Origin of the sequence: Ancylobacter sp. VNQ12, from assembly GCF_049445835.1 — a bacterium.
Taxonomy (GTDB): domain Bacteria; phylum Pseudomonadota; class Alphaproteobacteria; order Rhizobiales; family Xanthobacteraceae; genus Ancylobacter.
Genome location: NZ_JBMSDU010000027.1, coordinates 1 through 22968 on the forward strand (window position 1 = coordinate 1; position 22968 = coordinate 22968).

Genomic DNA, 22968 nt, shown 5'->3' on the forward strand with positions numbered 1-22968 from the left:
AGCAGAATGACGAATGGGCGGTCCAGCGCGCCCGCTACATGACGCTGGAAACCATCGCCCCGCTGGGCAATGATCCCCTCATCAGCATGCCCGCCGCGGCATCCTGATCAGCAAGGCCCGCGCCGAACAGCACGGCGACCGCCAGCGCCACCTACACCACTTGGTGGGACACGATCGACGCCCGTCCCATCGTGAGCGACCCTCCACAAGCCGAAACCTCCCCGCCCGCCGCAACATCGACCGCGCCAAACCCGGCCCGCATCCGACTCACAGAGCCGACGCGGATGGAGCCTGAGCAATTACAATTTTCGACGCCGAAACACACATTTTTACTTTGACGCGTCGTCGATCGCCTTTCGAATGGAACGATAGGTCTCGTAAAAGAGAGCCCTGGCATCGGCGTAGCTCTTCTGTACAGCCTTCCAAGCTGTACTCGAGGCTTCTTCGAGCCGCGCGAGCCTGGCCTGAGCGTCATCGACCTGCGCCTTCAGCGCGGCGATGCGCGCCTCGATGGCCGCGCGTTGGTCGTCCGAGACCTTATCTGCTCGTGTGCGCAGGTCCTCGATGGATTGCAGCCAGGCTGTCCGCCGAGCCTCCAATTCCGCCTGGAGCACGGCCCGGCGCGTCGCGAGGTCCGCCTTGGCGGCATCCAGATAGGAATCGCGTGCCGATTGGAATGCCGCCCAGCTCGCATCAAGCCCTTCTTGAGCTGCACTCACCTGCGCATCGGTCCAAGATTTCGCATTGGCTATCGCCGCGTCGGCCTGCGCCCGATAGGCGTCGCGCTGCTCGCGCAGCGCCTTGATCGCAGCATCCACCCTGGCGCGTGCCTCGCCCGTGAGTGCTGCGGCACTGCGCTCCAGCGCGGCGATGGTCGCATCGGCCTCCGCTAAGCGATCCTGGGTCCATTGGATGGCTTCGCGCGCCGCCGAGGTCCTTTCGACGTCCTGTGTCGGCGCCGGCGGCGCAGCGCCCTCGGCAAGCGCACGCGGGGCGGCGAACGCGAGGGCGGGAACCAGGAACACGAGCCCGGCGATAGTGGTGCGCATGTTCTTCATTGTGATCTCCGCAGCAGGAGGAAGGGGCCAGAAAACCCGCACGTCGCGTGCTTCAGAACAGCTTGGCGAAGGCACCCTTAATCTTGTCGATGGTGCGGTCGTGAACGGCCTTCGCCTCGGCGAGGCCGCTCTTCACAGCCTCCCATGACGCATCACGCGCATCCTTGACCTCACCGATCCTGGCCTGAAACGTATCGGCCTCGTCCGACAGGCGCTTGATGGCCGCATCCAGGTCCCCGCGCGCCTGGTCCACCGTCTCGGCGGCCTGATCGCGCAACCCCTTCAGAGAATTGTCCCAGGCCTGGCGCTGGGCCTCGACGCGCGCGGCCACGATGCCGCGCACCGTGTCGGCCTGATCGGCGAGTGCCCCGAGGAAGGACTGGAAGGATGTTTCCACCTCGACCCATTCGTCGTCCAGGGCGTTCTGAACGTCCTCCGCGGTGCGCTTGAGATCCTCCGTTTCGGTACGAAGCGCATCGTAGGATTTCTGCAAGCCGACGCGGGACGCCTCAAGACGCGCAAGCGCGGCATCCGCCTCCGCGCGGACACTGCCGCTCAAATCCTTGGATGTCTTCTCCACCTCGGAGATGATCGCATCCAGCTCATCAAGACGTTGCTTCGCCCAAGCTATGGTTTCGTGAGGATATGATTTATCGCCCATTGGACACACCTTCTCAAGATTAAAAGAGGATTGTCAGCATATTCTGTATATTTACATATTTGTACGTCATTGTTATTGATCTATATTAAAGTCTACCAGAAAATTGCTTCGATACAGATCGCGAACCATCGCCTCGAACTGGGCAACGTGCTCGTCCTGGAAGTCGTCCCACTCGATGCTGCGGAGCACGATTCCGCGGAGAACCCTGAAGCTCATGATCGCGGTCACGATCGCACTCACGCGCAGCCGGATCGCCTCATCCGTCGCCTTCGGGTCGGACATTTCGCGCGCCGCCAGAGCGAGCCGATCCACCAGCGGCTTGATGGCTTCCTTGTGAATGAGTTCGAACGCCTTGTCATTGTCGTACGTGCAACGGGCGAGAAACGACGTCCAGGAATGCGGCTCCGCGTCCTCCAGGACGATGTGCAGCAGATGGATGAGTGCGTCTTCGAATCGGCTCCTCGGCTCGGCATCTACGCGCCCGTCCAACAGGGCGCCGACTTCCTCGAACCGGCTCCGCGCATAGTCGGCGATCATCTGCGCCGCCGCGAGGTAGAGCGCCTTCTTTCCCCCGAAATGATAGGGAATGGCCGACAGGTTCGCATTCGCGGCCTTGGCCAGGATACGCGTGCTCGCCGCCTCATAGCCGACCGATCCGATGACCTCGATCGTTGCCTCCAAGAGGTGTTCGCGGGTCTTGGCGCTGCGGGCGTCATGACCGCTCGGTGCTTTCAGTTTCGATGCCATTGCAATTTCCTCTCTTAAGAATTAGTACATTCGAATGAACTTATCAAGTGGGAAGCCGCGTCGGTCGTGGCCGGCCCGCTCCAGATCGAAAGTTCGAATCTTATTTCAAAAGGATCCGTCATGCGTGACATGGCCGCGAGGCCCCACGCCGCCTGCCTTGCGGCGCTGCTTCTTCTCTTACCGTCAGTCGTCGCCGCCCGGGCGGAGCCTGCCGCCGAACCGTCCGCTGGCCTTTCCGCCGCGCCGGTCGTGGAAACCGAGGTTCCGGTGACCTACAGCGTGCCCGGCTCGGTGGTGTCCGACGGGCGCATCAACGTGTCATCGCGGGTTGTCGGCTTCATCCAGCAGCTCGACGTGCGCGAGGGGCAGAAGGTGTCGCGCGGCGACCTCCTCGTGCGCATCGATCCCTCCGACATCGACGAAGCCATCCGGCAGGCGGAGGCCGGCGTGCGGGCCAGCCGCGAGGATATCAACGACGCCAGGGCGGACGTGGAGAAATATTCCAAGCTCGCGGTCACGGGCGCCATCGCCGCTGAAACCTTGCGCAAGGCCAAGGTGCGCGTGGATGTCGCCCAGGCGGGCTTCGACAAGGCACAGTCCGCGCTCGCCGCCGCCAGGGCCCAGAAAGGCTATGCCGCCATCACCAGCCCCGTGGACGGCTTGGTGGTCGCCGTCACGCGGCGCACCGGCGAGATGGCGACCGCCGGCACACCCTTCCTGACGGTGGAATCCCGCGAAGTTCTCCTGTTCAAGGCTTTCGTCGCGGAGAGCAAGCTCAGTGAGATCAACCCGAAAGCCATGGTCCAAGTGCGGATCGATACGCTGAAGGGCAAGGCTTTCCAAGGCCGCGTGCGCGGCATCGTGCCGTCCGGAGACGACATCACGCGGCGCTACGAGATCAACGTGATCCTGCCCGCCGACCCGGCGCTGATACCGGGCATGTTCGGGCGCGCGGACTTCGTCTTCGGCGCCCGCACGGCGCTGCTCGTGCCACGCGCCGCCATCGTGCGTCGCGGCGGGCTCGACGGGGTGTTCGTGCTGGACGGCAACTCGGCGCGGTTCCGCTGGCTGCGCACCGGCAAGGAGATCGACGAGGCCGTGGAGGTCAATGCCGGGCTCGCGGCCGGCGAGACCGTTCTCGTCGGCGCCACCGACACACTTCGCGACGGCGCGACGGTCAACATGGTCGCGGGGACGAAATGAGCCTGCCGCGTCTCAACATGGCCGGGCGCCTCGCCCAGACCTTCATCACCTCCAAGCTCACCATCGTCTTCATCGTCGCAGTGGCGCTGATCGGCGTCGTGGCGGTGCTGAAGACCCCGCGGGAAGAGAACCCGCAGATCATCGTGCCGGCGGCCCTCATCACGGTGAGCCTGCCCGGCGCGTCGGCGTCCGAGGTGGAGCAACTCGTCGTCAGGCCGCTCGAAGGCATCATGAGCGAGATGTCCGGCGTCGACCATGTGGAGAGCATGGCGCAGAACTCCCTCGCCATGATCCAGGTGCAGTTCAAGGTGGGCCAGCCGAAGGAAGAGTCGCTGGTGAAGCTCTACGACCGGGTCCTGGCGAGCCGCGCCCGCCTGCCAGCAGACGCGAGCACGCCCTTCGTGCGCAGCATCGATGCGGACGACGTGCCTATCGTCACCGTGACCCTCGCCTCCCCGCGCTATGACGACTATGCCCTGAAGCGGCTCGCCGAACGCATGGCGGAGCACCTGCGCAGCACGGACAACGTCTCCGTCGTCTCGGTGAAGGGCGGGCAGACGCGGGAGATCGCCATCGAGCTCGATCCCGACCGCCTTCAGGCCTTCGGCGTGACGCTGAGCCAGGCCTATCTGGCCTTCGGCGCCAGCAACCTCTCCGTGCCCCTTGCGCCCACCGTGCGCGGCGGAAAGGTGGAGGCCATCAAGCTTTCAGCCGACTTCACCTCCGCAGACGACGTGCTGAACCAGATCGTGGCCATCCATGATGGCCGCCCGGTCTATGTGCGTGACGTGGCGACGCTGACCGATGGTCCCCCGCCCGAACTCTCCACCTTGAGCCGCTTTTCCTTCGGCCCCGGCGACCCGCGCTTCGGTGGACCGGACGCGGCGGATCTACCGGCAGTGACCATCGCCGTGGCCAAGAAGAAGGGTGCCAATGCCGTCACAGTGGCCAACGCCGTCATCGACCGGGTGACACAGATGCAGGCGACGTTCGTGCCGAAGGACGTTCAGGCGGTGGTCACCCGCGACGACGGCGAGAAGGCCGATGCCGCCGTGAACCTTCTGCTCGAGCACCTCCTGATCGCCCTCGCCACGGTTGGGCTTGTCCTGATCTTCTTCCTGGGCTGGCGCGAGGCGCTGATTGTGATGGTGACGGTGCCGCTCATCCTGTCCATCACCCTTGCGGCCGACCTTCTCGGCGGCGTCACCATCAACCGCGTGACGCTGTTCGCCCTCATCCTCGCCCTCGGCCTCCTGGTGGACGCGGCCATCGTGGTCATCGAGAACATCCACCGCCACTACGGCGCAAAGCGCTCCCGCGCCAGCAAGGAGAAGATGACGGTCGAGGCCACCAACGAAATCGGCAACGCCACCAATCTCGCCACCTTCGCGGTGATGCTGGTGTTCGCTTCCCTGTTCTTCGTCACCGACATGCCGGGCGAATATTTCTATCCCATCGCCTACAACGTGCCCATCGCCATGGCCGCATCCGTCCTCGTGGCCTACATCGTCACGCCCTGGGCGGCCAACCGGTGGCTCCACCGCCATGAGGTGCAGGAGGAGGACGCCCAAGCGGAAGCCGCGCATCACGGCGAGCCGGGGTGGATGGAGCGCCTCTATCTTCGCCTCATCGCGCCCCTCCAGCACCGGCGCGGCGTCCGCCGTATCTTCGCCGCGGCCGTGCTCGTCCTGATGATCGCCTCCATGATGCAGGGGGCCTGGCAGTTCGTTCGCCCGTCCGGCAGCGACGGCCCGGTCTCGGCGCTGGGGGTGCCCCTCGGCTTCCTGCCGAAGGACAACAAGAACACGTTCAACGTCGTCATCAAGACACCGGAGACGACGCCGATCGAGGTCACCGACCGCTTCGCGCGGGAGATCACGGCGCTGCTCGCGACGGAGCCGCTGGTCGCCAACACCCAGAGCTGGATCGGGCAGGCGGGCGTCGAGGATTTCAACGGCCTGTTCAAGGGCACGGCTGGCCGCGTCGGCAGCAACATCGCCGAGATCCGGGTGAACCTCACCGACAAGCACGACCGGTCGGAAAGCTCCATCGACATCGTGCGCGATTTGCGACCCAAGGTGGAGGCCCTCGCGAGGGCCTATCCCGGCGCCCAGGTCTCCCTGGTCGAGGACCCACCCGGCCCGCCGCTGCGCTCGACCGTCCTCGCCGAGATTTACGGCCCGGATTCTGAGGGGCTGCGGGCGCTGTCGGCCGAGGTGCGCAAGGCCTTCACGGAAACCTACGACGTGGTCGATCTCATCGACACCGAGCCGGAGGACGTGCGGGAGCACCGCATCGTGCCGGACAAGGAGAAGGCCGCCCTTTCCAAGGTCTCCACGGCGCAGATCGCCGAGGCCCTCGCCCTCATCTACGGCGGCAAGGTGCTGAGCCGCGCCCATCTGCCAGACGAGAAGGACCCGGTGGATGTGCGCGCCTTCGTGCCCCGCCGCTTCGAGGTGGACCCGACGCGGCTCAACCGCGTATTCGTGGACAATGCGGACGGCAGGCCGGTGCCGCTTTCCGAGTTGGTGAAGGTGATTCCCGCCGAGGCGGACCGCCCCATCCTCCATCGCGACAACGAAAAGGTGACCTTCGTCGGCGCGGAACTCTCCGCCTCGGTGCCGCTCTACGCCGTGCTGGACCTGCAGCGACGCCTTTCCGGCATCACGGCGCCGGACGGGCAGCCGCTGCGCACCGGCAATCTCGGCTTCGTCCAGGACGTGCCTGACACCATTCGGTGCTACCAACTCCTGTGGGGCGGCGAGATGCGCATGACCCTCGACATCTACCGCGACATGGGCGTGGCCCTGGGCGGCGCCCTGCTCATGGTCTACTTCCTGCTCGTGGCCTATTATCGCTCGTTCCTCATTCCCATGATCGCCATGTCGTCAGTACCGCTCGGCATCATCGGGATCTTCCCGGGCCACTGGCTGGTGGGGGCGGATTTCTCGGCAACTTCCATGGTGGGCATCATCGCCCTGTCCGGCGTCGTGATCCGCAACTCGCTGCTGATCATCGACTTCATTCAGGACAATCTGAAGCACGGCATGCCTCTCGATGTGGCCGTGCGGCAGGCCGGCGCGGTGCGCCTGCGCCCGATCCTTCTCACCACGCTCGCCATCATCCTGGGCTCGGCGATCATGGTGACGGACCCGGTCTTCGGCGGGCTCGCCATCTCCCTGATTTTCGGAACGGTGGTATCCACGGCGCTCACCGTGTTCGTCGTTCCCATCCTCTATGATCTCGACGCTCGGCGGCGGATGCGCGGCACCGAAACCGAAATTCGAACAGACACACCGAAGGTCGAAGCCACACATTGACGGCTCGGACACGCCGGATCCGAATAGGCCAGACAGTGGTCATTCCGGCCGCCTTTGTCGCCGCCGCGCTTGCGGTGCGCAGGAGCATGAGGCCGCTGCGGGCCTTCCGGGAGCGGCTGGAGACCCGGAGCAAGAAGGATCTCGGGCCCGTCGCCTCCGACGACCTGCCCAGCGAGGTCGCCCCGCTGGCTGTCACCCTGAACGCGCTGCTCGAAAGGCTCAGAGCCTGTGAATGAATGTCAGCGGCCCTTCCTGTAGAATCTCGGAAGCGAGTTGGGGGGGCAGATGAGCGACGGGCTTTTTGAGAATCTTCCCGAGGCATCGGCTCCGGCCAAAGAGCGGTGCGGGGTGCCGCGTCTGCGGCAGGCGGAGCGATCGCAGGCCGAGCTTCGGGCGTGCAGCCTGGACGACCTGATTTCCGCGGATCACCCGGCGCGGCTGGTGTGGCGGTTTGTCGAGGGTCTCGACATTTCGGCGCTGCTGGCCGGGATCAAGGCGGTGGAGGGGCATGTGGGCCATCCGCCGGCCGATCCGCGCATTCTGGTGGCGTTGTGGCTGTTTGCGACCATCGACGGGGTGGGCAGCGCCTGGCGCCCGGCGGAGCTGTGCGGCAGCCACGCCGCTTATCGCTGGCTGTGCGGCGGAGTTTCGACCAATCACAAATCCCTGAGCGACTTCCGCACCGGCCATGTCGACTGGCTGGACAGCACCCTGACGGCCAGCGTCGCCGTGCTGTGCAACCGCCTTCTCCCGCATGCGGGAGAGGGACCATAGGTCCAGGCCAAGCCCCTGGCCGGGGTGCAGGGGCGTAGACGCCCCTGCATTCATTCACACGCTCTCAGTCCCGGTTCGGCCGGGACCAGATGAGCTGCAGGCCTTCCTCGCCCTCCACCTCGATCAGGGTGGCGTAGATCCGAGCTTCCCCGCTCCGATCTACGCCACCCTGGTCGAGAGCGAGGATGGGTTCGCCCTCTTCTGGTCGCGCTGAGGCGGCCGACCCTCGGGCGCGGCGCTCCACCTCGGGGCGCCGCGAGCCGGCAAAAGGACACCTTGAAAGTGTCATCCAGCGAATGATGAAGCCAGATCAACGGCTTCTGCTCAAAATGACAGTTGACGGCTGACCTAAAACGGCTTCGTTGGCTCCATCCGGACGCTCTCCCTCAACGTCAAGGCCAAGCTGGTCCGCGTCGAGAATCCGTCCGACAAGGGCCCCCACTTCCGCATCTTCGCCGGCGCGAATGTCGAGCTCGGCGCGGCCTGGCAGAAGACTGCCCGGGACACGGACCGCGACTACCTCTCCGTCAAGCTCGACGACCCTTCGTTCCCGGCCCCGATCTACGCCACCCTGATCGAGGTGGAAGGCGAGGAAGGCCTCCAGCTGATCTGGTCCCGGCCGAACCGGGACTGAGCCTCCGACCAGAGGGCCCCGCCGCAAGGCGGGGCCTTCAGCCTTTTTGGTAGCGAACGGCCGCAGCCAGGAGGACACACACATGACCATCACCACAAATCTCACAGGCGCAAAGGTCCACCGTAGTGACGACATCGCGGTCTGGCCTGACGGAACATCGGCCGAGATCGGCGATGTTTGGAGCGACGAATACACCTTCATGTCGGATGACTACGAAGTGGTTCCGGTCAAGGATCACGCTCGCCTGGATGCCCTCGGCATCGCCGACGAGGTGCTCTAGCCGGCTCCCACGGTGTCGCAGCCGGAAGCAGGCATCGAACCTGCTTCCGGCTTGTCGGGTGCACAACCGGGAGCGGGGATGGCTGCTCAGATCGTCCCAGGATGCCATGGCGGCCCGAAGGCCTCAAGGACGAGCGGTTCCCCCAAAATGCTGGCGCATTTCGGCTCCCCCACTCGCCGGCTCCGGCGGTCGCTTCGCGCTCCTTGATCCCTCCGGCCCGCCATGACCGTCGGTGTCGTCTTTCACCGACATCAAGGAGACGACCAATGTCGATCGATCAGTACATCGAGGAACTGCGCGCCGAGCTGCGGAACGCCGTCGACGCCGTGGAGCGCCGTGAGATCGAGGCCGAGCTGGAGATGGCTCTCGCGGAGCGCGAACTCATCTGGGCCGAACTGGAGGGCCTGCTCAGCGGCGAGCCTCCCTTCTAGGGAGCTTTCGCCATGTCGCGCCGTCCAGGGCGCCACGCCTGGTCGGCGACGGCGCTTCGGACGGCTCGTCGTTGCACAAATGCGGTGAATGCTGTATATGACAGCAAAGGCAGCAATTACGGGAGATCGCCATGCCGCGTTCAGGTGGGTCCTATTCCACGAGCGAATTGTCCCGGAAGTCCGGCGATATCATCGCCGAGGCGCTGCGCCGGCCGGTGATGATCACCCAGCGCAACAAGCCGCGCCTCGTGCTCCTCAACATTGAAGACTATGAGCGGCTGATGCGCCAGTCGGACGCTCGTTCAGCGGGGACCATCGAGACGATGCCCCACGGCCTTCTCGCAGAGTTCGAGAATGCCGTCGACGCCTACGCGCGGGAGGATGAGGCCGGAAAGCCATGAGCTTCGACGACATCCAGACCGCGACTGTCATCCGCTATCCCTATCTCTGGGCGCGGCAGGCTCGTGCCGGCGAGACTGAGGGCCGCAAGGATCGGCCCGTCGCCGTCGGCGTGCGCATCGTCCGGCCGGACGGCGATCTCGTGCTCTTCTTTCCGATCACCACCAAGGAGCCGGAAGCATCGCGGTTCTTTGCCGAGATCCCGGCCATCGAAAGGCGCCGTGCCGGGCTGGATGCCGATCTGCGCCTCTGGCTCATCCTCGACGAATTCAACACCGATCTTGTCGGTAGGTCCTTCTATCTCGAACCCGAGCCGCCCATCGGCCGCTTCAGCAAGGCGTTCTTCCTGCCGCTGCTGCGCCGGTTCATCGCCCGCCGGCAAGCCTTCACCGAGGTCAGCCGTTTCCGTTGACGCCGGCGTCGCCATAGCCGCGACGTCGTTTCGTCCGGGCGAGGCGCGAGAACGCGCCTTCAGCCTGTTCCGGCTGATCGAAGGTCTCCATCATCGACTGGCCGTTCGTGCCGATCCGGCCCCAATTGCGGATGACCGTCGCCCCGCCGAACAGCGTCGGCTGGAGGGAGAGCGTATAAAACCGGCGCATGTTCCGTGCGGGATCGATGCGGCGGAGATGCAATGGGCCTGGTGCCGTTCTTTCCATGGAGCGAGTCTCGCGTCCCAGGGAAAGGACGTCCAACGACTTCCATGAATCGATCCTGCGGGACCGATTCATTCCGATGATGGATCAGCCGCACCAAGGATGCCGGGCCCCGTCCCAGCGGCGGGCCAGGCCCTCCTGCACCAAAATGTTGCCGATTGAGTGCCCCTCGCGCGTGAGCGTCCGCAGCTTGCGCCCGTACTGATCTTCGTCGCGCCAACCGGCGACGCGCGAGAACGGACCGGCGTTCAGAAGCTCCCACAGTCGCCGCTTCGCTACCTCCCCCTTCACCCGTTCCCCCGACGCAATTTCGGCCGCCTCGACACGGACGCGCCTGGTCACGGCGCAGTTTGCTTCCGATGGAAGCGGTTCTCGCCGACGCAGGCCTTCATGTCCGATCGCCGGAACCAGATTGCGCGCCCGCAGCGCAGCGGCGCATTGCCCGCAGTGAAGACGATCTGCTCGTCGGTCCGCATGCGCAGGACCTCATGCGGCAGGATCAGCGGCCGGCGCGTGAGCTGCTTGGAGCGCGTGCGCGACGATCCCGACATCTGCGACGAGCGGCTGAGCTGGTCGACCTCGACCGTGGTATCGCCGCAGCGCTTCGAGATGTAGTCCGCCGTCTCGGGATCGTTGATCGCGGCGAAGGAAATCCAGGATGCGCTCTCGAACCATTTGCTCGTCGCATCGCGCCCGCCATAGGCTTCGCGCATCTGGCCGATCGACTGATAGAGCATCACGAGCGAGATGCCGTATTTGCGGCCTGCATCCCGCGCGGTCTCAAGGATGCGCAGGTAGCCCAGGCGGGCCACCTCATCGAGCAGGAACAGGGTGCGGTCCTTCACCGCGCCATTGCGATTGTAGATGGCGTTGAGCAGCGAGCCGATGATGACGCGCGCGAGACCGGCATGGTTCTCCAGCGTCTTCAAATCGAGGTTGATGAAGATGTCGGTTCGCCCTTCCGAAAGCTCCGCCGTTGTGAAGCTCGAGCCCGACACCAGCGCGGCATAGTTGGCATAGGAGAGCCAGTGCGTCTCCTTCACCGCGTTGGCGTAGACACCCGAGAACGTCTCCGGCGTCATGGCGATGAATGGCGCGACGTTCTCCTTCACGAACTCCGATTCCGAATTGTCGTAGATGGCCTGAAGCCGCTCGCGCAGCTTCGGCTCCGGCTCGGACAAGTTGGCGCGGACCTGGCGCAGATGCTGGCCCTCCCTTTCCGTATGACCCGACAGGCAGACGTCGGCGGTCAGTGCCGTCAGCAACTGCAATGCCGAGGCGCGGAAAAAGTCGTCGCGCGCCGAACCTTGGCGCGGATTGTCGGTGATGACCCAGGAGGCGACGGCGGCGATGTCCTCCTCTTTCGTGGCCCCGTGCTGCCCGATCCAGTCGAGCACGTTGAAGCCGGTTGCCGCTGAGCGCGGATCAAGCACGAAGACTTCGTGGCCAGCGCCGCGCCGATGCGCCGCGACCATTGGCGCGACCTCGTTCGACGGATCGAGGACAACGAGCCCGCCACCCCATTTGAGTGCCGTAGGTACCGTCACCGACGTGGTCTTGAAGCCGCCGGAACCTGCGAACACGATGCCATGCGACGACCCGAACGAGGCGTCGAAGCAGAGGAGGGGAGACTTGCCGCCGGCTCCCCATGTCTCCGCATCCTCGGCGCGGAATGTCCGCTCGGAGACGGCATCGCGATCGACGCGATAGCGCTCGCCGACGACGATGCCGCCCCCATCGGGGAGCAGACGGCCGGCGTCGTTCATCGCCATCCAGTCGGACTCGCCATGGATGGCCCGCTTGCCTCGGATGCGGCGCGGGGCGGCGACCGCGAAGGCCGCATTGCCCTTCACCGCGACCCGAAGCGCGAACACGCTGGCGAGCGCCGCGATCGTCGCGCCGGCGATCGTTGCCGGATCGGTATAGGAAAGAAGCCGCTCCCCCGCCGGCACCGTGTTGGCGAAGGCATGCAAACGTCCGATCTCATGCCAGACAGCGATGGCGGCGACGGCCAAGCCTCCGAGCGCGACACCCCAGCCCGCCGACCGGATCGCCGTCGCTCCCGCCGATGCGAACAGGAAGATGATGCCGACCGTGGCCGCCATCGCATAGGGTAGGGCGATGCCGATCCGGCCGAGCAGCATGCGGGCGCCCGGCGTCGATCCGAGCTTCGAGAGCCAGATTTCGATGCCGGCGCTAACGAGGCACAGGCCCACCATCAGCACGATCGGCGCGATCGCGAGCACAATCCTATTCTCCTTCATGGCCGAATGCTTTCGCGCCGATCGCCGTCAGGCGCTCGCGTTCCGCCTCGCCGCCCTTGAGCCGGTGAGCCGCATCGATCAGCAACCCCAGCAGCAATGCACGCTTCTCGAAGCGAAGTCCGGCCTTGGCGATCAGGCCGCCGAGCTCGATTTTTTCCCGGGTGTCCTTCTTCCGGGCGTCGGAGGTATCGGAGCGGCGCATGCGCTCACCCCTCCTGATCCGCGCCCGCAGACGCGCCAGCCGCGACGGAGGTGGCGGCCTTCGCGGAGCGGCTGCCGTCTTTGCGAAATTTCCCCACCACTTCCTCGAAGGCCGACAGCAGCGCGCCTTCCTCGATCTCGATCTCGCCAATCCCGGCTTTCAGCGCGATGCGGCCGATGCGCTCTGCTTCCCTAGTCTCTGCCTGTTTGAGCTGGTCCTGGAGCCTGGCGATCTCTTCCCTGATCTGTCGCGACGGTTTCTTCATTCCGGATGAGCCTCCTTGTCTGGATCGAACGAAGCGCCAGACAAGCATCGACGGGGAGGGCGCGAAGCGCACCCCCGTTAATTCTACAGTCGGCGGAGCCGATGCCGTTTGAGATCATCCCGCCGTTCCGAAGGAATGGTCCAAGGGCGCAGTTATACGTCGCTGGCGCGACGTGCTGCTTCCCGCCCCGCCGGGTGGGGCCGATCCCGACGAACACCATGTTCGTTCGTCGTCGGGACCGCTCCAGCCGTGGCCATCACGCATTTCACCGTCCAGATCATCAGCCGCGGCAATGGCCGCAGCGCTGTTCTGTCGGCCGCGTACCGCCATTGCGCCCGCATGGAGCACCAGGGGGAGGCGCGCACCGTCGACTATTCGAACAAGCACGGCCTGATCCATGACGAGTTCCTGTTGCCTCCGGACGCGCCGGCCTGGGCACGCGCTCTGATTGCCGATCGTTCGGCCGCAGGCGCGGCGGAGGCGTTCTGGAACAAGGTCGAGGCCTTCGAGAAGCGCTCCGATGCCCAGTTCGCACGGGAGGCGATCATCGCTCTGCCGGTCGAGCTCACCCGTGAGCAGAACGTCGGCTTGATGCGGCAGTTCGTGGCGCAGGAGATTCTTGCGCGCGGACAGGTCGCTGACTGGGTCTATCACGACGAGCCCGGCAATCCGCATGTCCATCTGATGACGACGCTGCGGCCGCTGGTCGAGGAGGGCTTCGGAGGAAAGAAGGTCGCCGTCATCGGTGATGACGCACAGCCGCTGCGCACCAAGGCCGGCAAGATCCGCTATGAGCTGTGGTCCGGCGACAAGCGGGAGTTCCTGGCGCAGCGGGCGTGCTGGGTCGACCTGCAGAACCACCATCTGGCGCTCGCCGGCCTCGACATCCGCGTCGACGGCCGCTCCTATGCCGAGCGCGACATCGACCTCGTGCCGACCACGCATATCGGGGTCGCCGCGAAGGCGATCGAGCGCAAGGCCAAGCGTGAAGGCTGGGCGCCGGGGCTCGAGCGGCTGGAGGCTTTCGAGGACAACCGTGCCGAGAACGCCAGCCGGATTGAGCGGCGTCCGGAGATCGTGCTCGACATCGTCAGCCGCGAGAAGAGCGTCTTCGACGAGCGCGATATCGCCAAGATCCTCCATCGCTATGTCGATGATCCCGGCACCTTCCAGAACCTGCTGCACCGGATCCTCCAGAGCCCGGACGTCGTACGGCTGCAGGCCGAGGGCATCGATTTCGCGACGGGCGCGCGGGCGCCGTCGCGGCATACGACGCGCGAGCTGATCTGGCTCGAAGCCGAGATGGCCAACCGCTCGATCGGCCTCGCCAAGGTCGATGGCTTCGTCGTCCGGGAGAAGGTGGCGGAAGCGGTGCTAGCGCGGCACGCGCATCTCTCGGCCGAGCAGCGCGCGGCGATCGAGCATGTGACGGCGCCGGCGCGGATCGCGGCGGTGGTCGGCCGCGCCGGCGCTGGCAAGACCACCATGATGCGCGCCGCGCGCGAGGTGTGGGAAGCGGCCGGTTATCGCGTTGTCGGCGCAGCGCTCGCCGGCAAGGCCGCCGAGGGGCTCGAGAAGGAAGCGGGGGTCGTCTCGCACACGCTCTCGTCCTGGGAGCTGCGCTGGCAGAACGGCCGGGACCCGCTCGACGCGAAGACGGTCATGGTGATCGACGAGGCCGGCATGATCGCCTCGCGCCAGATGGCGACCTTCGTGGAGGCCGCTTCGCGGGCGGGCGCCAAGCTCGTGCTGGTCGGCGATCCCGATCAGCTCCAGCCGATCGAGGCGGGCGCCGCGTTCCGGGCGCTCGTCGAGCGCACCGGCTATGCTGAACTCGAGACCATCTATCGCCAGCGCGAGCAGTGGATGCGGGACGCTTCGGTCGATCTTGCCCGTGGCCGGGTGGCGCAGGCGCTGTCTGCCTATCGCACTCACGGCCGGATTCTCGGCTCCGAGCTCAAGGCACAGGCGATCACCAGCCTGATCGACGACTGGAACCGCGATTTCGATCCGGCGAAGTCGACGCTGATCCTCGCCCATCTGCGGCGCGACGTCCGCTCGCTGAACGACCTGGCGCGCGCCAAACTCATCGAGCGCGGCCTTCTGGAGGTGGGGTTGGCCTTCAGAACCGAGGACGGAGAGCGCCGCTTCGCCGTCGGCGACCAGATCGTGTTTCTGCGGAATGAAGGCTCGCTCGGCGTCAAGAACGGCATGATCGGCAAGGTGGTGGAGGCGGAACCAAGGCGCTTCGTCGCCGAGATCGGCGAGGGTGAACATCGCCGTCGTGTCGAGGTCGATCAGCGCTTCTACCGCAACGTCGACCACGGCTATGCGACCACGGTTCACAAGTCCCAGGGGGCCACGGTCGACCGCGTGAAAGTGCTGGCGACGCTCTCGCTCGACCGGCACCTGACCTATGTGGCGATGACCCGGCACCGTGAGGATGTCGCGCTCTATTACGGTCGCCGTTCCTTCGGCAAGGCCGGCGGGCTGATCCCGATCCTGTCGAAGCTGAACGCCAAGGAGACGACGCTCGATTATGCGGGCGGCCGCTTCTATCGCGACGCTCTGCGCTTTGCCTCGAACCGCGGCCTGCACATCGTCCAGGTCGCCCGGGTCCTCGTTCGCGATCGCGTCCGTTGGACCGTCCGCCAGAAGGAGAGGGTAGCCGATCTGGCGCAGCGGCTGCGGTTCGTCGGCGAGAAGCTCGGCCTGGTCGAGCCGCGCAAATCAACCGTCACCGCCACGAAGAAGGAGGCCGCACCGATGGTCGCCGGCGTTACCGTATTCCCCAAATCCCTCACCGAGGCCGTCGAGGACAAGATCCTCGCCGATCCCGCCGTGATGAAGCAGTGGGAGGAGGTCTCCACGCGCTTCCGGCTGGTCTTCGCCGACCCGGAAACCGCGTTCCGGGCGACCGCCATGGACGCCATGCTGAAGGATCCCGCTGCGGCCAGCTCGACGCTGGAGCGGCTTGCGGCGAAGCCGGATTCCTTCGGCGCCCTACGTGGCAAGACCGGTTTGCTCGCCAGCAAGGCCGACAAGCAGGAGCGCCAGCGCGCCGAGGTCAATGCGCCAGCCCTGAAGAAGGACATCGAGCGCTATCTGCGCCTGCGCGCGGAGGCCGAGCACAAGCATGAGGCTGAGGAGCGGGCGATCCGTCATCGTGTCGCCGTCGATGTCCCGGCTCTCTCGGCAGCCGCGCACCGAGTGCTCGAGCGCGTGCGCGACGCTATCGACCGCAACGACCTTCCCGGTGCGCTCGGCTTCGCGCTGGCGGACAAAATGGTCAAGGCCGAGCTCGACGCCTTCGGACGCGCGGTCTCGGAGCGATTTGGCGAGCGCACCCTGTTGGTCAACGCAGCCCGTGACGCCGGCGGCAGCGTTTTCGAGAAAGCGGCGGAAGGGCTCCGTAGCATCGAGCGCGAAAAGCTTCGAGAGGCATGGCCACTCCTGCGCACATCGCAGCAGCTCGCCGCCCACGAGCGCACCGCCGCGCGGATGAAGCAGGCGGAGGAACAGCGCTTGTCGCTGCGCCAGAGCCCGGTGATGAAGCCGTGAGGCGCCAACGACTACTCGTCGTCCTGACTGGCGGTGTCGCACTGCCGATCATGATCGTCGCCGCCGGCTGGTTGGGCGGTCTGCGCATCAACACCACCCCGAGCGAACCCCTGGGTTTGTGGCGGATCGATCGGCTGGATCGTCCGGTCGCCATCGGCGATCTCGTCTTCATCTGCCCGCCACGGACTGCCGTATTCGCCGAGGCCCTTGCCCGCGGCTATCTCCGGCGCGGCCTCTGCTCAGGCGGGATGGCGCCGCTCATCAAGACGGTGGTCGCCGCGTCCGGTCAGTGGATCGAAATCGGCCGCGATGTCCACATTGATAGCGAGCCCCTTCCCCACTCCGCGATCCGGGCGGCCGATGCAGCAGGGCGACCACTTCACTCCTCTGCTGGCGGCCTGGTGCCGGCCGGACACCTTTTCCTCCACTCGTCCTTCGCGGGGTCCTATGACTCAAGATATTTTGGGCCGGTGCCGGTCGATGGCCTGCTCGGTTTCGCCCGCCCACTGGTCACCTTCGATCCTTGAGCGCTGGCGATCGCCGATCCTTGTGCTTGCAGCCGTCGTTGTGGGGGCTGTTGGCTGGAGTGGTCATGTGCTCACCTTACCGGTCGCGTTGCTATTCCCTGTTTTGTGGTCGTCGGCGCCGTCACGGATGACGGTTGGACTGATCTCGGCAGGCTACTTCCTCGCCGCCTCGCGCGGCCTTCCTCAGGGTGTTGCGACCTTCTTCGCGTCCGATTTCGGACTGGGCCTGCTGCTTTGGGTTGGCGCGTCACTTTCCTTTGTCGTGGTCCAGGCCGCGCTTTGGATGAAGCGACCGGGAACAGAAAAAGGGCTGCGATTTCTGTTGGCGACGGCTCTGATGGCGGCACCGCCTTTTGGGATCACCGGCTGGGCGCAGCCGGTGACGGCTGCCGGCGTCCTTTTTCCCGGATGGAGTTGGTGGGGGCTGGCAGCGACCGTCATTGGCCTCGTCCTCCTGACGACGGACCGATGGCGGTCGGCGCTTTTCGTTCTCTACGTCGCCTGGCCTTGGTCGGCCGTGATCTGGGTGCCGCCTATAGAACCCGCCAAGTGGAAGGCTGTGGATCTCGACCTCGGTCGAAGCCTCGGTAGGGACCTCGCGCTTGAGCGACAACGCGAGCTGGTCGAGAGAGCGCGGCTGGCCGCAGCCGAGGTCGCGGATGTGGTGGTCCTGCCCGAGAGTGCGCTCGGCTTCTGGACCCCGACCGTCGAGAGGCTATGGCATGACGAGTTCGGCGGCGGCGAAATCACCGTTGTTGCCGGCGCGGCAATCGTCGACGACAAGGGCTATGATAATGCCATTGTCGCAATCTCGGCGGCGGGCAGCCAGATTCTCTATCGTGAGCGTATGCCCGTTCCCGTCTCCATGTGGCAGCCATGGAGGGCCCTGACCGGCCATGTCGGCGGCGCGCGGGCGAATTTCTTTGCCAATCCGGTCGTCGAGCTCGCGGGAGCGAGGATCGCGCCGCTGATCTGTTACGAGCAGCTCCTGGTCTGGCCGATCCTGCAGTCGATGTTGCACGCTCCCGATGTTGTCATCGGCGTCGGCAATGCCTGGTGGACGGCCGGATCGTCAATCACAGATATCCAGCGGGCCAGCCTGACGGCGTGGGCGAGTTTGTTCGGTCTCCCGCTCGTCGTCGCGCTCAACACCTGAGGAAAAGGAGGCGGGATGATCGACGTGGCCCTCATCCACCAATGCGCGGATCCTGATCTCAAACCGGCCATCGTGGAGAGGTTTATCGAGCAGGCGGGATCCCCGGATCCTCTTGCCGTCACGATCCGCACTGGCAATCGCGCCATTCTCGCGCCAAGGCCGACGACGACCGAGGAAGCCTTGGAGCTCGTCCGGCAGCATGTCGGCCGCAATGTCGTACGCGTTGGCATTACCCAGTATCCGGCCGGACTGGGCCTCTCCGATTCGCGCGAGCTGAAGCCCGACCTGCTCGACGCGTGCGCGAATGTCCGAATGGGGACAGCCTTGTTCGCCAAGGTCTACCGGATCGTCGTCAAATGGTATGGCGGCCCGCGAGATGAAGCCGTCGAAGACGCCATTCTCGCCTGGCTGACCGGTACATTCGAGGGCGTCGGCGTGTTCAGCGCGCCGGATCCAGGCTCGATCGGGTCGCAGGAAGTTCCGATGACGCCAAGCGAGCGTGCCGAGTACGCCTCCGACCTGCAGGTGCCGGAGCCTTCGGTGACGACGGAACTGGACGATCCGAACAAGGCTGGGATTCGGGTCGATCTGTCGGGCATCGGTTCCGGCAAGCCGTGAAACTGGTAGAGACGAGCGCTCGCCTTTATGAGGTCGGCTCACCGACGTCCGATCCGGCAAGCTAGATCGGGATATCTCGCGTTCCATGCAGCACGCGCCAGACATCGACATGGTCGGGCCGCTCGACATAAAAGATCAGATAGGGATAGCGCTTGAGGCGGAGGTTCAGCAGATTGGCGATCTGCATCTCAAAGGCGTAGCGCGGTGAGCCGGCATCGGGATGTTGCGCGATCAGGCGATCGACCTGCTCAACATCATCGATCAGGCCGAGAGCCACATGGGGCCGGTTTCCCGGAGATAGTGATCGACGATGTCTTCGATATCCCGGCGCGCGTTCGCGCGGCACAACCGGCTTGCTGTTCATTTGAACGCAGAGCGATTGATATGCGCGCACAGGTCGCTGAAATAGCTCTCATCGATGGGGGTGGTCGCGGGCGACAAGGCACCCTCAAGCAGCATGCTGCGGAGTTTCCCCCGGTCCTGGTCCTGGCGAATCAGTTCGCGGACACATTCGCTGCTCGTCGCATATCCCCGCTGCGCGACCTGCTGATCGACGAAGCTCGTCAGGCCATCGGGCAGGGAGATGTTCATCTTGCTCATGCCGAGAGGATAGAGCTTGGCAAAAATTTGCAAGTTTGACGTTATGCAAACCTGAATGGCGCGCTGCCACGGCACAGCCTTCGGGCGATATGGAGGGTTGTGCGGCGGCGCGGTGCAAGCCGCCGCGTTAGCGTGCTGCAGATCGGGCGTTGATAATAGTTATTGGCATCTGCCATAATGAGCCAAGGAGGATGCCACCATGCCCATCAGCGCTGACCTTGGCCAACAGCTTGAGACCTATGTGACTGCGCTCGTCTCCACCGGACGTTATGGCTCCAAGAGCGAGGTGCTCCGCGAGGGCGTACGGCTGCTGCAGGAGCGGGAGACCCGTCTGGCGGCGCTCGATGCCGCGCTTGCTCGCGGTATCGAGGATGCTGACGCCGGGCGTGTCAGGCCGGCAAAGGATGTCTTTGACCGCCTTGAAGCCAGGTTTCGGGTTGCGGCGACGAAAGCCTCCGGTGAATGATCCTCGTCCTTACTGCGGAGGCCGAGGCCGACCTTGAGCGGATCGGCGATCATATCGCCCGCGACAACCCGCAGCGCGCCCTCTCCTTCCTGCTGGAACTGCGAGAGCGCACCGAGCGGCTGCTCGACATGCCCCGGTCCTATTCGCTGGTTCCGCGCTATGAGCATGCTGGCGTTCGGCGCTGCGTGCATGGCAACTACCTGATTTTCTACCGCATCGGCTCCCATGCCATCGAGGTACTGCACATCCTCAACGGCGCTATGGACTATGAGCGGCTGCTATTTCCCGAGTAGGGAATGCCATGGTCGCGCCTCGCGGCATGCCATGATCATGGCATGCAAATTTGGCATGTGTCGTGGACGGCCAAGCTGCGACCGTCAGTCCGAGCCGATGAAGCCCCGCTCTAGAGCAATCGCGACGGCGTGGGTGAGATTGGTAGCTTTAAGCTTCGCGCGGGCATTGTCGAGATAATGCTGCACCGTCCTGTGCTGGACATTGATGAGGGCGGCGATCTCGGGCATGTATTTGCCCTTCGACGCCCACCTGAGACAGAGAAGCTCCTTCGGCGTAAGCGAGCAATGCTCGGCCGCGAGCGGCGTCTCGGCAAGCGCCCGTAGCCGGTAATGCACGCCAATCGCGGCCTGTGCGGCCCGGCCGGCATCTCCGAGCATGGAGGTATTCACCCGTTCACGCGATGAGGCAAGAGTCAGCATCAGCATGGTGCCGAAGCTGCCACGCACGGGAACCGACACGCCCGAACGAATGCCGTGGTCGATCGCCTCGGAATAGAACAGCCTCTGCGCTTTCGGATTGGATCGCCTGGGACAGTCGTCAGCCGACCAAGTGAACAACTCCATCCGGCGGCGTGCGGTCGTCACGACGGGGTCGATCTCCGAGTACCCCCGATCCAGGTACACGTCCTGCCATTCTTTAGGATAGTTGTTGCAGGTGATGATGCCGGATGCCGCCGTCTGGAGATAGGCGAAGCGGTCGAACCCGCAAGCATGCGCGTAGTTTCGCAAGACCACCGTGACCGAACGCGCGTCCTGGGCAATGTCGATGGCATCGATGAGCGATTGAATCTCGGCATTCACCTCGATCTCCCACAATTTCCGTGTGTCGTTGCACGGCGTCGCGGGTGAGATGGCATTGTGTGCCGGGGAGATCAGCCGACAGCAGACGCCAATTCGATGAGGCAGGCGGAAAACTCGATGACTGCGGCAGATCTTCGTGATTGTCGGGCGGACACCGGTGCCGGGAACGTTGATGTCTCGACTACCATTAGGCAGGGTATCCCGCTATGCAGTGACGAAGCCGACCCTGTCGATCCGCTGGAGTTTCCTTGTGCCGCATGAGCCGCGATCCGCGGAGGTCGCTTTGTCCGATTGCCGGCTCACCCCATGCCGGGCGCTATGGGTAGGCTGGGGACTGTTGGCGATTATCGATGTCGTCGACCGGCTTCTGACCTTCGAGAGTGTGGCCGCTGCGTTGATGCTGACGGCATTCACCTATCCGGCGGCTACGCTGCTCGCGGCTGGCCTGTGCCGGCTTTTCGATCATGCCTTTGCCGATACGCAGCTGACGCTACTCCAGATCGTGATCACGGTCGGTCTGTGTGTCTTGGCGGGGGCTTGCATCGTCACGATGATGACGACGATCCGGGTGGCGATGGGCTGGAGCATGCTGGGTGGGCGCCCGCTGGAAGAATTTGTCATTCCGACCGGGCGGTACTCGATGGCGTTCCTGGCCTGGAGCATCCTGTACTTCTGGATGGCGACGGAGGCGGCCCGGCAGCGCGAGCAGCAGCGCATGGCACAGATTCAGATGGAGGCTCTGCGTGCTGAGATCCATGAACTCCAGCTCCAACTCGACCCGCATTTCCTGATCAATGCCCTCAACGGGGTTGCCGAAGAGACGCATGACAATCCCGAACGGGCCGTCTCGATGATCCGGGATCTCACCACCTATTTGCGGCATGTGCTGGCGGGGCTGCGCACGCCGATCGTGTCTGTGGGCTCCGAAATCGAGGGGCTCAGTGCCTATCTGCGCCTCCAGCAAGCAAGGTTCGGGGAGCGGGTGAATGTTAGCCTTTCGGTCGATCCGGCCGCGGCCGAGAAGCCTGTTGCCAATCTGCTGTTCCAGCCGCTGGTCGAGAATGCTTTCGAGTATGGTGACCGGTCAGTAAGGCTGGATGTGTCGATCCGGATCAGTCTGGACGGCGAGGCCTTGAGGATCGAGATCGAGAATACCGGCCATCTGGCATCGGCCATCAAGGCACGACCCGATCATGGCCTCGGCCTTCAGAATGTCCGCCGGCGTCTCGATGTGCACTATCCTGGTCGGCACCACTTCATCCTCCGTCAGTTGGAAGATGAAGGCGATACGCGCGTGGCGGCTGTACTGCGACTGGAGGGTGAGCCGTGCTCCGTGTCGTGATCGCCGATGACGAGCCACTTGCTCGCCGTGCCATGCGCCGCCTTCTGGCAGTGCGACCGCAGATCGAGATTGTCGGTGAAAGCGAGAGCGTGACCGAGACGCTGGATCTGATTGGTCGACTTCGACCGGACCTGATCTTCCTCGACATCCGGCTCAATGGTGGCGACGGCTTCGATCTACTGGCGGCATTAGAGAACGCGCCGAAGGTGGTGTTCGTCACCGCCTATGCCGAATATGCGGTCGATGCTTTCGGGGTTCAGGCCGTCGACTACCTCCTGAAACCGGTGGATCCTGACCGACTCGATACGGCCATTGAGCGGGTGCAGCACCTTCTGGTGCCGGGTGAGGAGGGACCAGAGCCGCGGATCGAATTGCGGTCAACCGGACAGGTTGTTCTCGCTGCTCCGTCCGATATGGCGGCGGTCATCGCCGAAGGGGATTTCAGCCGGTTCATTCTGTCCGATCAGCCCTCCCTGCTGGTGCTGGGTACCCTCGGTCAGTTCGAAGCAATGCTGCCGTCGCCACCATTGGTGCGCCTGGGTCGATCGATCATGGTGAATATCAACCGTCTACAACGCGTCGAGACCCGTTCGCGCGACGATGTGCGGCTGACGCTGCGGGGAGTGCCAGATCCGATCAATATCGGTCGCGTTGCGGCCACGCGACTGCGTCAGCTGTTGCCTGCTCGCAAGGAATAGGAGAGGTTCGAT

General features: G+C 64.7%; 26 protein-coding genes and 2 pseudogenes. 17 read left to right on the forward strand and 11 right to left on the reverse strand.

The features are described 5' to 3' along the window. Positions 1–329: 329 nt before the first annotated feature. The 3 genes from ACO2RV_RS22555 to ACO2RV_RS22565 form a co-directional block, all read right to left on the reverse strand. The gene (locus ACO2RV_RS22555; RefSeq protein WP_423296483.1) at positions 330–1058 is read right to left on the reverse strand and encodes a hypothetical protein; all 729 of its coding nucleotides are present in this window, start codon (positions 1056–1058) and stop codon (positions 330–332) included. 52 nt (positions 1059–1110) lie between these two features. Next, the gene (locus ACO2RV_RS22560; protein ID WP_423296484.1) at positions 1111–1719 is read right to left on the reverse strand and encodes a hypothetical protein; all 609 of its coding nucleotides are present in this window, start codon (positions 1717–1719) and stop codon (positions 1111–1113) included. A 72-nt stretch (positions 1720–1791) separates the two neighbouring features. Next, positions 1792–2466 carry a CerR family C-terminal domain-containing protein gene (locus tag ACO2RV_RS22565; protein ID WP_423296485.1) on the reverse strand — a complete coding sequence of 225 codons (675 nt, stop codon included), beginning with the start codon at positions 2464–2466 and terminating at the stop codon, positions 1792–1794. 120 nt (positions 2467–2586) lie between these two features. On the opposite strand from ACO2RV_RS22565, the gene ACO2RV_RS22570 reads away from it, so the two are divergent. The 9 genes and pseudogenes from ACO2RV_RS22570 (at position 2587) to ACO2RV_RS22610 (ending at position 9919) form a co-directional block, all read left to right on the forward strand. Then, the gene (locus ACO2RV_RS22570) at positions 2587–3669 is read left to right on the forward strand and encodes an efflux RND transporter periplasmic adaptor subunit (protein ID WP_423296486.1); all 1083 of its coding nucleotides are present in this window, start codon (positions 2587–2589) and stop codon (positions 3667–3669) included. Further along, entirely contained in the window at positions 3666–6989 is a 3324-nt protein-coding gene (locus ACO2RV_RS22575) for an efflux RND transporter permease subunit (RefSeq protein ID WP_423296487.1), read from the forward strand. The genes ACO2RV_RS22570 and ACO2RV_RS22575 overlap by 4 nt, the downstream gene beginning before the upstream one ends. Before the next feature lie 35 nt (positions 6990–7024). Then, complete coding sequence (locus ACO2RV_RS22580; protein WP_423296488.1) at positions 7025–7225, forward strand: HAMP domain-containing protein; 201 nt, start codon at positions 7025–7027, stop codon at positions 7223–7225. Between the two features lie 49 nt (positions 7226–7274). After that, entirely contained in the window at positions 7275–7763 is a 489-nt protein-coding gene (locus ACO2RV_RS22585) for a hypothetical protein (RefSeq protein WP_423296489.1), read from the forward strand. A 352-nt stretch (positions 7764–8115) separates the two neighbouring features. Further along, positions 8116–8397 (forward strand): annotated as a pseudogene (locus ACO2RV_RS22590) (DUF736 domain-containing protein); the annotation flags it as partial. Positions 8398–8479: 82 nt separating this feature from the next. Then, positions 8480–8677: a hypothetical protein gene (locus ACO2RV_RS22595; RefSeq protein WP_423296490.1), complete on the forward strand. Its 198-nt coding sequence runs from the start codon at positions 8480–8482 to the stop codon at positions 8675–8677. A 266-nt stretch (positions 8678–8943) separates the two neighbouring features. After that, the gene (locus ACO2RV_RS22600) at positions 8944–9108 is read left to right on the forward strand and encodes a hypothetical protein (protein WP_011993093.1); all 165 of its coding nucleotides are present in this window, start codon (positions 8944–8946) and stop codon (positions 9106–9108) included. Positions 9109–9239: 131 nt separating this feature from the next. Continuing rightward, complete coding sequence (locus ACO2RV_RS22605; protein ID WP_423296491.1) at positions 9240–9509, forward strand: type II toxin-antitoxin system prevent-host-death family antitoxin; 270 nt, start codon at positions 9240–9242, stop codon at positions 9507–9509. Then, positions 9506–9919, forward strand: a complete 414-nt coding sequence (locus ACO2RV_RS22610) for a hypothetical protein (protein WP_011993095.1) — start codon at positions 9506–9508, stop codon at positions 9917–9919. Before ACO2RV_RS22605 ends, ACO2RV_RS22610 begins: the two co-directional genes overlap by 4 nt. Here the strand turns inward: ACO2RV_RS22610 and ACO2RV_RS22615 are convergent. From ACO2RV_RS22615 to traC, 5 genes and pseudogenes are all read right to left on the reverse strand, one after another. Then, on the reverse strand, positions 9903–10166 hold the full coding sequence (locus tag ACO2RV_RS22615; protein WP_203196828.1) for a WGR domain-containing protein: 264 nt from the start codon (positions 10164–10166) through the stop codon (positions 9903–9905). The genes ACO2RV_RS22610 and ACO2RV_RS22615 overlap by 17 nt on opposite strands. 84 nt (positions 10167–10250) lie before the next feature. Further along, positions 10251–10460, reverse strand: a pseudogene (locus ACO2RV_RS22620) (thermonuclease family protein); the annotation flags it as partial. A 41-nt stretch (positions 10461–10501) separates the two neighbouring features. Beyond that, on the reverse strand, positions 10502–12427 hold the full coding sequence (traG, locus tag ACO2RV_RS22625) for a Ti-type conjugative transfer system protein TraG (RefSeq protein ID WP_423296492.1): 1926 nt from the start codon (positions 12425–12427) through the stop codon (positions 10502–10504). Next, the gene (traD, locus tag ACO2RV_RS22630; RefSeq protein WP_423296493.1) at positions 12414–12629 is read right to left on the reverse strand and encodes a type IV conjugative transfer system coupling protein TraD; all 216 of its coding nucleotides are present in this window, start codon (positions 12627–12629) and stop codon (positions 12414–12416) included. The genes traG and traD overlap by 14 nt, the downstream gene beginning before the upstream one ends. A gap of 4 nt (positions 12630–12633) precedes the next feature. Continuing rightward, on the reverse strand, positions 12634–12894 hold the full coding sequence (gene traC / locus ACO2RV_RS22635) for a conjugal transfer protein TraC (protein ID WP_423296494.1): 261 nt from the start codon (positions 12892–12894) through the stop codon (positions 12634–12636). 249 nt (positions 12895–13143) lie between these two features. Between traC and traA the strand changes: the two genes are divergently transcribed. The 4 genes from traA to ACO2RV_RS22655 are packed head-to-tail and all read left to right on the forward strand — an operon-like array spanning position 13144 to position 18756. Beyond that, complete coding sequence (gene traA / locus ACO2RV_RS22640; protein ID WP_423296495.1) at positions 13144–16455, forward strand: Ti-type conjugative transfer relaxase TraA; 3312 nt, start codon at positions 13144–13146, stop codon at positions 16453–16455. A 50-nt stretch (positions 16456–16505) separates the two neighbouring features. Next, positions 16506–16982 (forward strand): conjugative transfer signal peptidase TraF, encoded by a 477-nt coding sequence (traF, locus tag ACO2RV_RS22645; protein ID WP_423296496.1) that lies wholly within the window; start codon positions 16506–16508, stop codon positions 16980–16982. After that, positions 16936–18138 carry a conjugal transfer protein TraB gene (locus ACO2RV_RS22650; RefSeq protein ID WP_423296497.1) on the forward strand — a complete coding sequence of 401 codons (1203 nt, stop codon included), beginning with the start codon at positions 16936–16938 and terminating at the stop codon, positions 18136–18138. Before traF ends, ACO2RV_RS22650 begins: the two co-directional genes overlap by 47 nt. Positions 18139–18153: 15 nt before the next feature. Beyond that, positions 18154–18756, forward strand: a complete 603-nt coding sequence (locus tag ACO2RV_RS22655; RefSeq protein WP_423296498.1) for a TraH family protein — start codon at positions 18154–18156, stop codon at positions 18754–18756. Between the two features lie 61 nt (positions 18757–18817). Here ACO2RV_RS22655 and ACO2RV_RS22660 read toward each other — a convergent pair whose 3' ends face one another. After that, the gene (locus ACO2RV_RS22660) at positions 18818–19033 is read right to left on the reverse strand and encodes a type II toxin-antitoxin system RelE/ParE family toxin (protein WP_423296499.1); all 216 of its coding nucleotides are present in this window, start codon (positions 19031–19033) and stop codon (positions 18818–18820) included. An 83-nt stretch (positions 19034–19116) separates the two neighbouring features. Beyond that, on the reverse strand, positions 19117–19356 hold the full coding sequence (locus ACO2RV_RS22665) for a ribbon-helix-helix domain-containing protein (protein WP_423296500.1): 240 nt from the start codon (positions 19354–19356) through the stop codon (positions 19117–19119). 199 nt (positions 19357–19555) lie between these two features. Here ACO2RV_RS22665 and ACO2RV_RS22670 point away from each other — a divergent pair, with 199 nt between their 5' ends. Then, on the forward strand, positions 19556–19822 hold the full coding sequence (locus tag ACO2RV_RS22670) for a type II toxin-antitoxin system ParD family antitoxin (RefSeq protein ID WP_423296501.1): 267 nt from the start codon (positions 19556–19558) through the stop codon (positions 19820–19822). Further along, a complete protein-coding gene (locus tag ACO2RV_RS22675) occupies positions 19819–20115 on the forward strand; it encodes a type II toxin-antitoxin system RelE/ParE family toxin (RefSeq protein ID WP_423296502.1) in 297 nt (98 codons plus the stop codon). The genes ACO2RV_RS22670 and ACO2RV_RS22675 overlap by 4 nt, the downstream gene beginning before the upstream one ends. Positions 20116–20199: 84 nt before the next feature. Here the strand turns inward: ACO2RV_RS22675 and ACO2RV_RS22680 are convergent, their stop codons facing one another. Continuing rightward, positions 20200–20916 carry an autoinducer binding domain-containing protein gene (locus ACO2RV_RS22680; RefSeq protein ID WP_423296503.1) on the reverse strand — a complete coding sequence of 239 codons (717 nt, stop codon included), beginning with the start codon at positions 20914–20916 and terminating at the stop codon, positions 20200–20202. Between the two features lie 337 nt (positions 20917–21253). Here ACO2RV_RS22680 and ACO2RV_RS22685 point away from each other — a divergent pair, with 337 nt between their 5' ends. Together ACO2RV_RS22685 and ACO2RV_RS22690 are read left to right on the forward strand one after the other, a co-directional pair. After that, on the forward strand, positions 21254–22258 hold the full coding sequence (locus ACO2RV_RS22685) for a sensor histidine kinase (protein WP_423296504.1): 1005 nt from the start codon (positions 21254–21256) through the stop codon (positions 22256–22258). Then, positions 22243–22956 carry a LytR/AlgR family response regulator transcription factor gene (locus tag ACO2RV_RS22690; protein WP_423296505.1) on the forward strand — a complete coding sequence of 238 codons (714 nt, stop codon included), beginning with the start codon at positions 22243–22245 and terminating at the stop codon, positions 22954–22956. Before ACO2RV_RS22685 ends, ACO2RV_RS22690 begins: the two co-directional genes overlap by 16 nt. The last annotated feature ends 12 nt before the right edge of the window (positions 22957–22968 follow it).

Bases quoted from the DNA above. Each gene is read 5' to 3' on its own strand.
- ACO2RV_RS22570 (WP_423296486.1), top strand. From the start codon at position 2,587: ATGCGTGACATGGCCGCGAGGCCCCACGCCGCCTGCCTTGCGGCGCTG.
- ACO2RV_RS22670 (WP_423296501.1), top strand. From the start codon at position 19,556: ATGCCCATCAGCGCTGACCTTGGCCAACAGCTTGAGACCTATGTGACT.
- traD (WP_423296493.1), bottom strand. From the start codon at position 12,629: ATGCGCCGCTCCGATACCTCCGACGCCCGGAAGAAGGACACCCGGGAA.
- ACO2RV_RS22675 (WP_423296502.1), top strand. From the start codon at position 19,819: ATGATCCTCGTCCTTACTGCGGAGGCCGAGGCCGACCTTGAGCGGATC.
- ACO2RV_RS22615 (WP_203196828.1), bottom strand. From the start codon at position 10,166: ATGGAAAGAACGGCACCAGGCCCATTGCATCTCCGCCGCATCGATCCC.
- ACO2RV_RS22650 (WP_423296497.1), top strand. From the start codon at position 16,936: ATGGCCTGCTCGGTTTCGCCCGCCCACTGGTCACCTTCGATCCTTGAG.
- ACO2RV_RS22605 (WP_423296491.1), top strand. From the start codon at position 9,240: ATGCCGCGTTCAGGTGGGTCCTATTCCACGAGCGAATTGTCCCGGAAG.
- traG (WP_423296492.1), bottom strand. From the start codon at position 12,427: ATGAAGGAGAATAGGATTGTGCTCGCGATCGCGCCGATCGTGCTGATG.
- ACO2RV_RS22560 (WP_423296484.1), bottom strand. From the start codon at position 1,719: ATGGGCGATAAATCATATCCTCACGAAACCATAGCTTGGGCGAAGCAA.
- traC (WP_423296494.1), bottom strand. From the start codon at position 12,894: ATGAAGAAACCGTCGCGACAGATCAGGGAAGAGATCGCCAGGCTCCAG.
- ACO2RV_RS22555 (WP_423296483.1), bottom strand. From the start codon at position 1,058: ATGAAGAACATGCGCACCACTATCGCCGGGCTCGTGTTCCTGGTTCCC.
- ACO2RV_RS22665 (WP_423296500.1), bottom strand. From the start codon at position 19,356: ATGAGCAAGATGAACATCTCCCTGCCCGATGGCCTGACGAGCTTCGTC.
- ACO2RV_RS22575 (WP_423296487.1), top strand. From the start codon at position 3,666: ATGAGCCTGCCGCGTCTCAACATGGCCGGGCGCCTCGCCCAGACCTTC.
- ACO2RV_RS22595 (WP_423296490.1), top strand. From the start codon at position 8,480: ATGACCATCACCACAAATCTCACAGGCGCAAAGGTCCACCGTAGTGAC.
- ACO2RV_RS22585 (WP_423296489.1), top strand. From the start codon at position 7,275: ATGAGCGACGGGCTTTTTGAGAATCTTCCCGAGGCATCGGCTCCGGCC.
- ACO2RV_RS22600 (WP_011993093.1), top strand. From the start codon at position 8,944: ATGTCGATCGATCAGTACATCGAGGAACTGCGCGCCGAGCTGCGGAAC.
- ACO2RV_RS22655 (WP_423296498.1), top strand. From the start codon at position 18,154: ATGATCGACGTGGCCCTCATCCACCAATGCGCGGATCCTGATCTCAAA.
- ACO2RV_RS22565 (WP_423296485.1), bottom strand. From the start codon at position 2,466: ATGGCATCGAAACTGAAAGCACCGAGCGGTCATGACGCCCGCAGCGCC.
- traF (WP_423296496.1), top strand. From the start codon at position 16,506: ATGATCGTCGCCGCCGGCTGGTTGGGCGGTCTGCGCATCAACACCACC.
- ACO2RV_RS22610 (WP_011993095.1), top strand. From the start codon at position 9,506: ATGAGCTTCGACGACATCCAGACCGCGACTGTCATCCGCTATCCCTAT.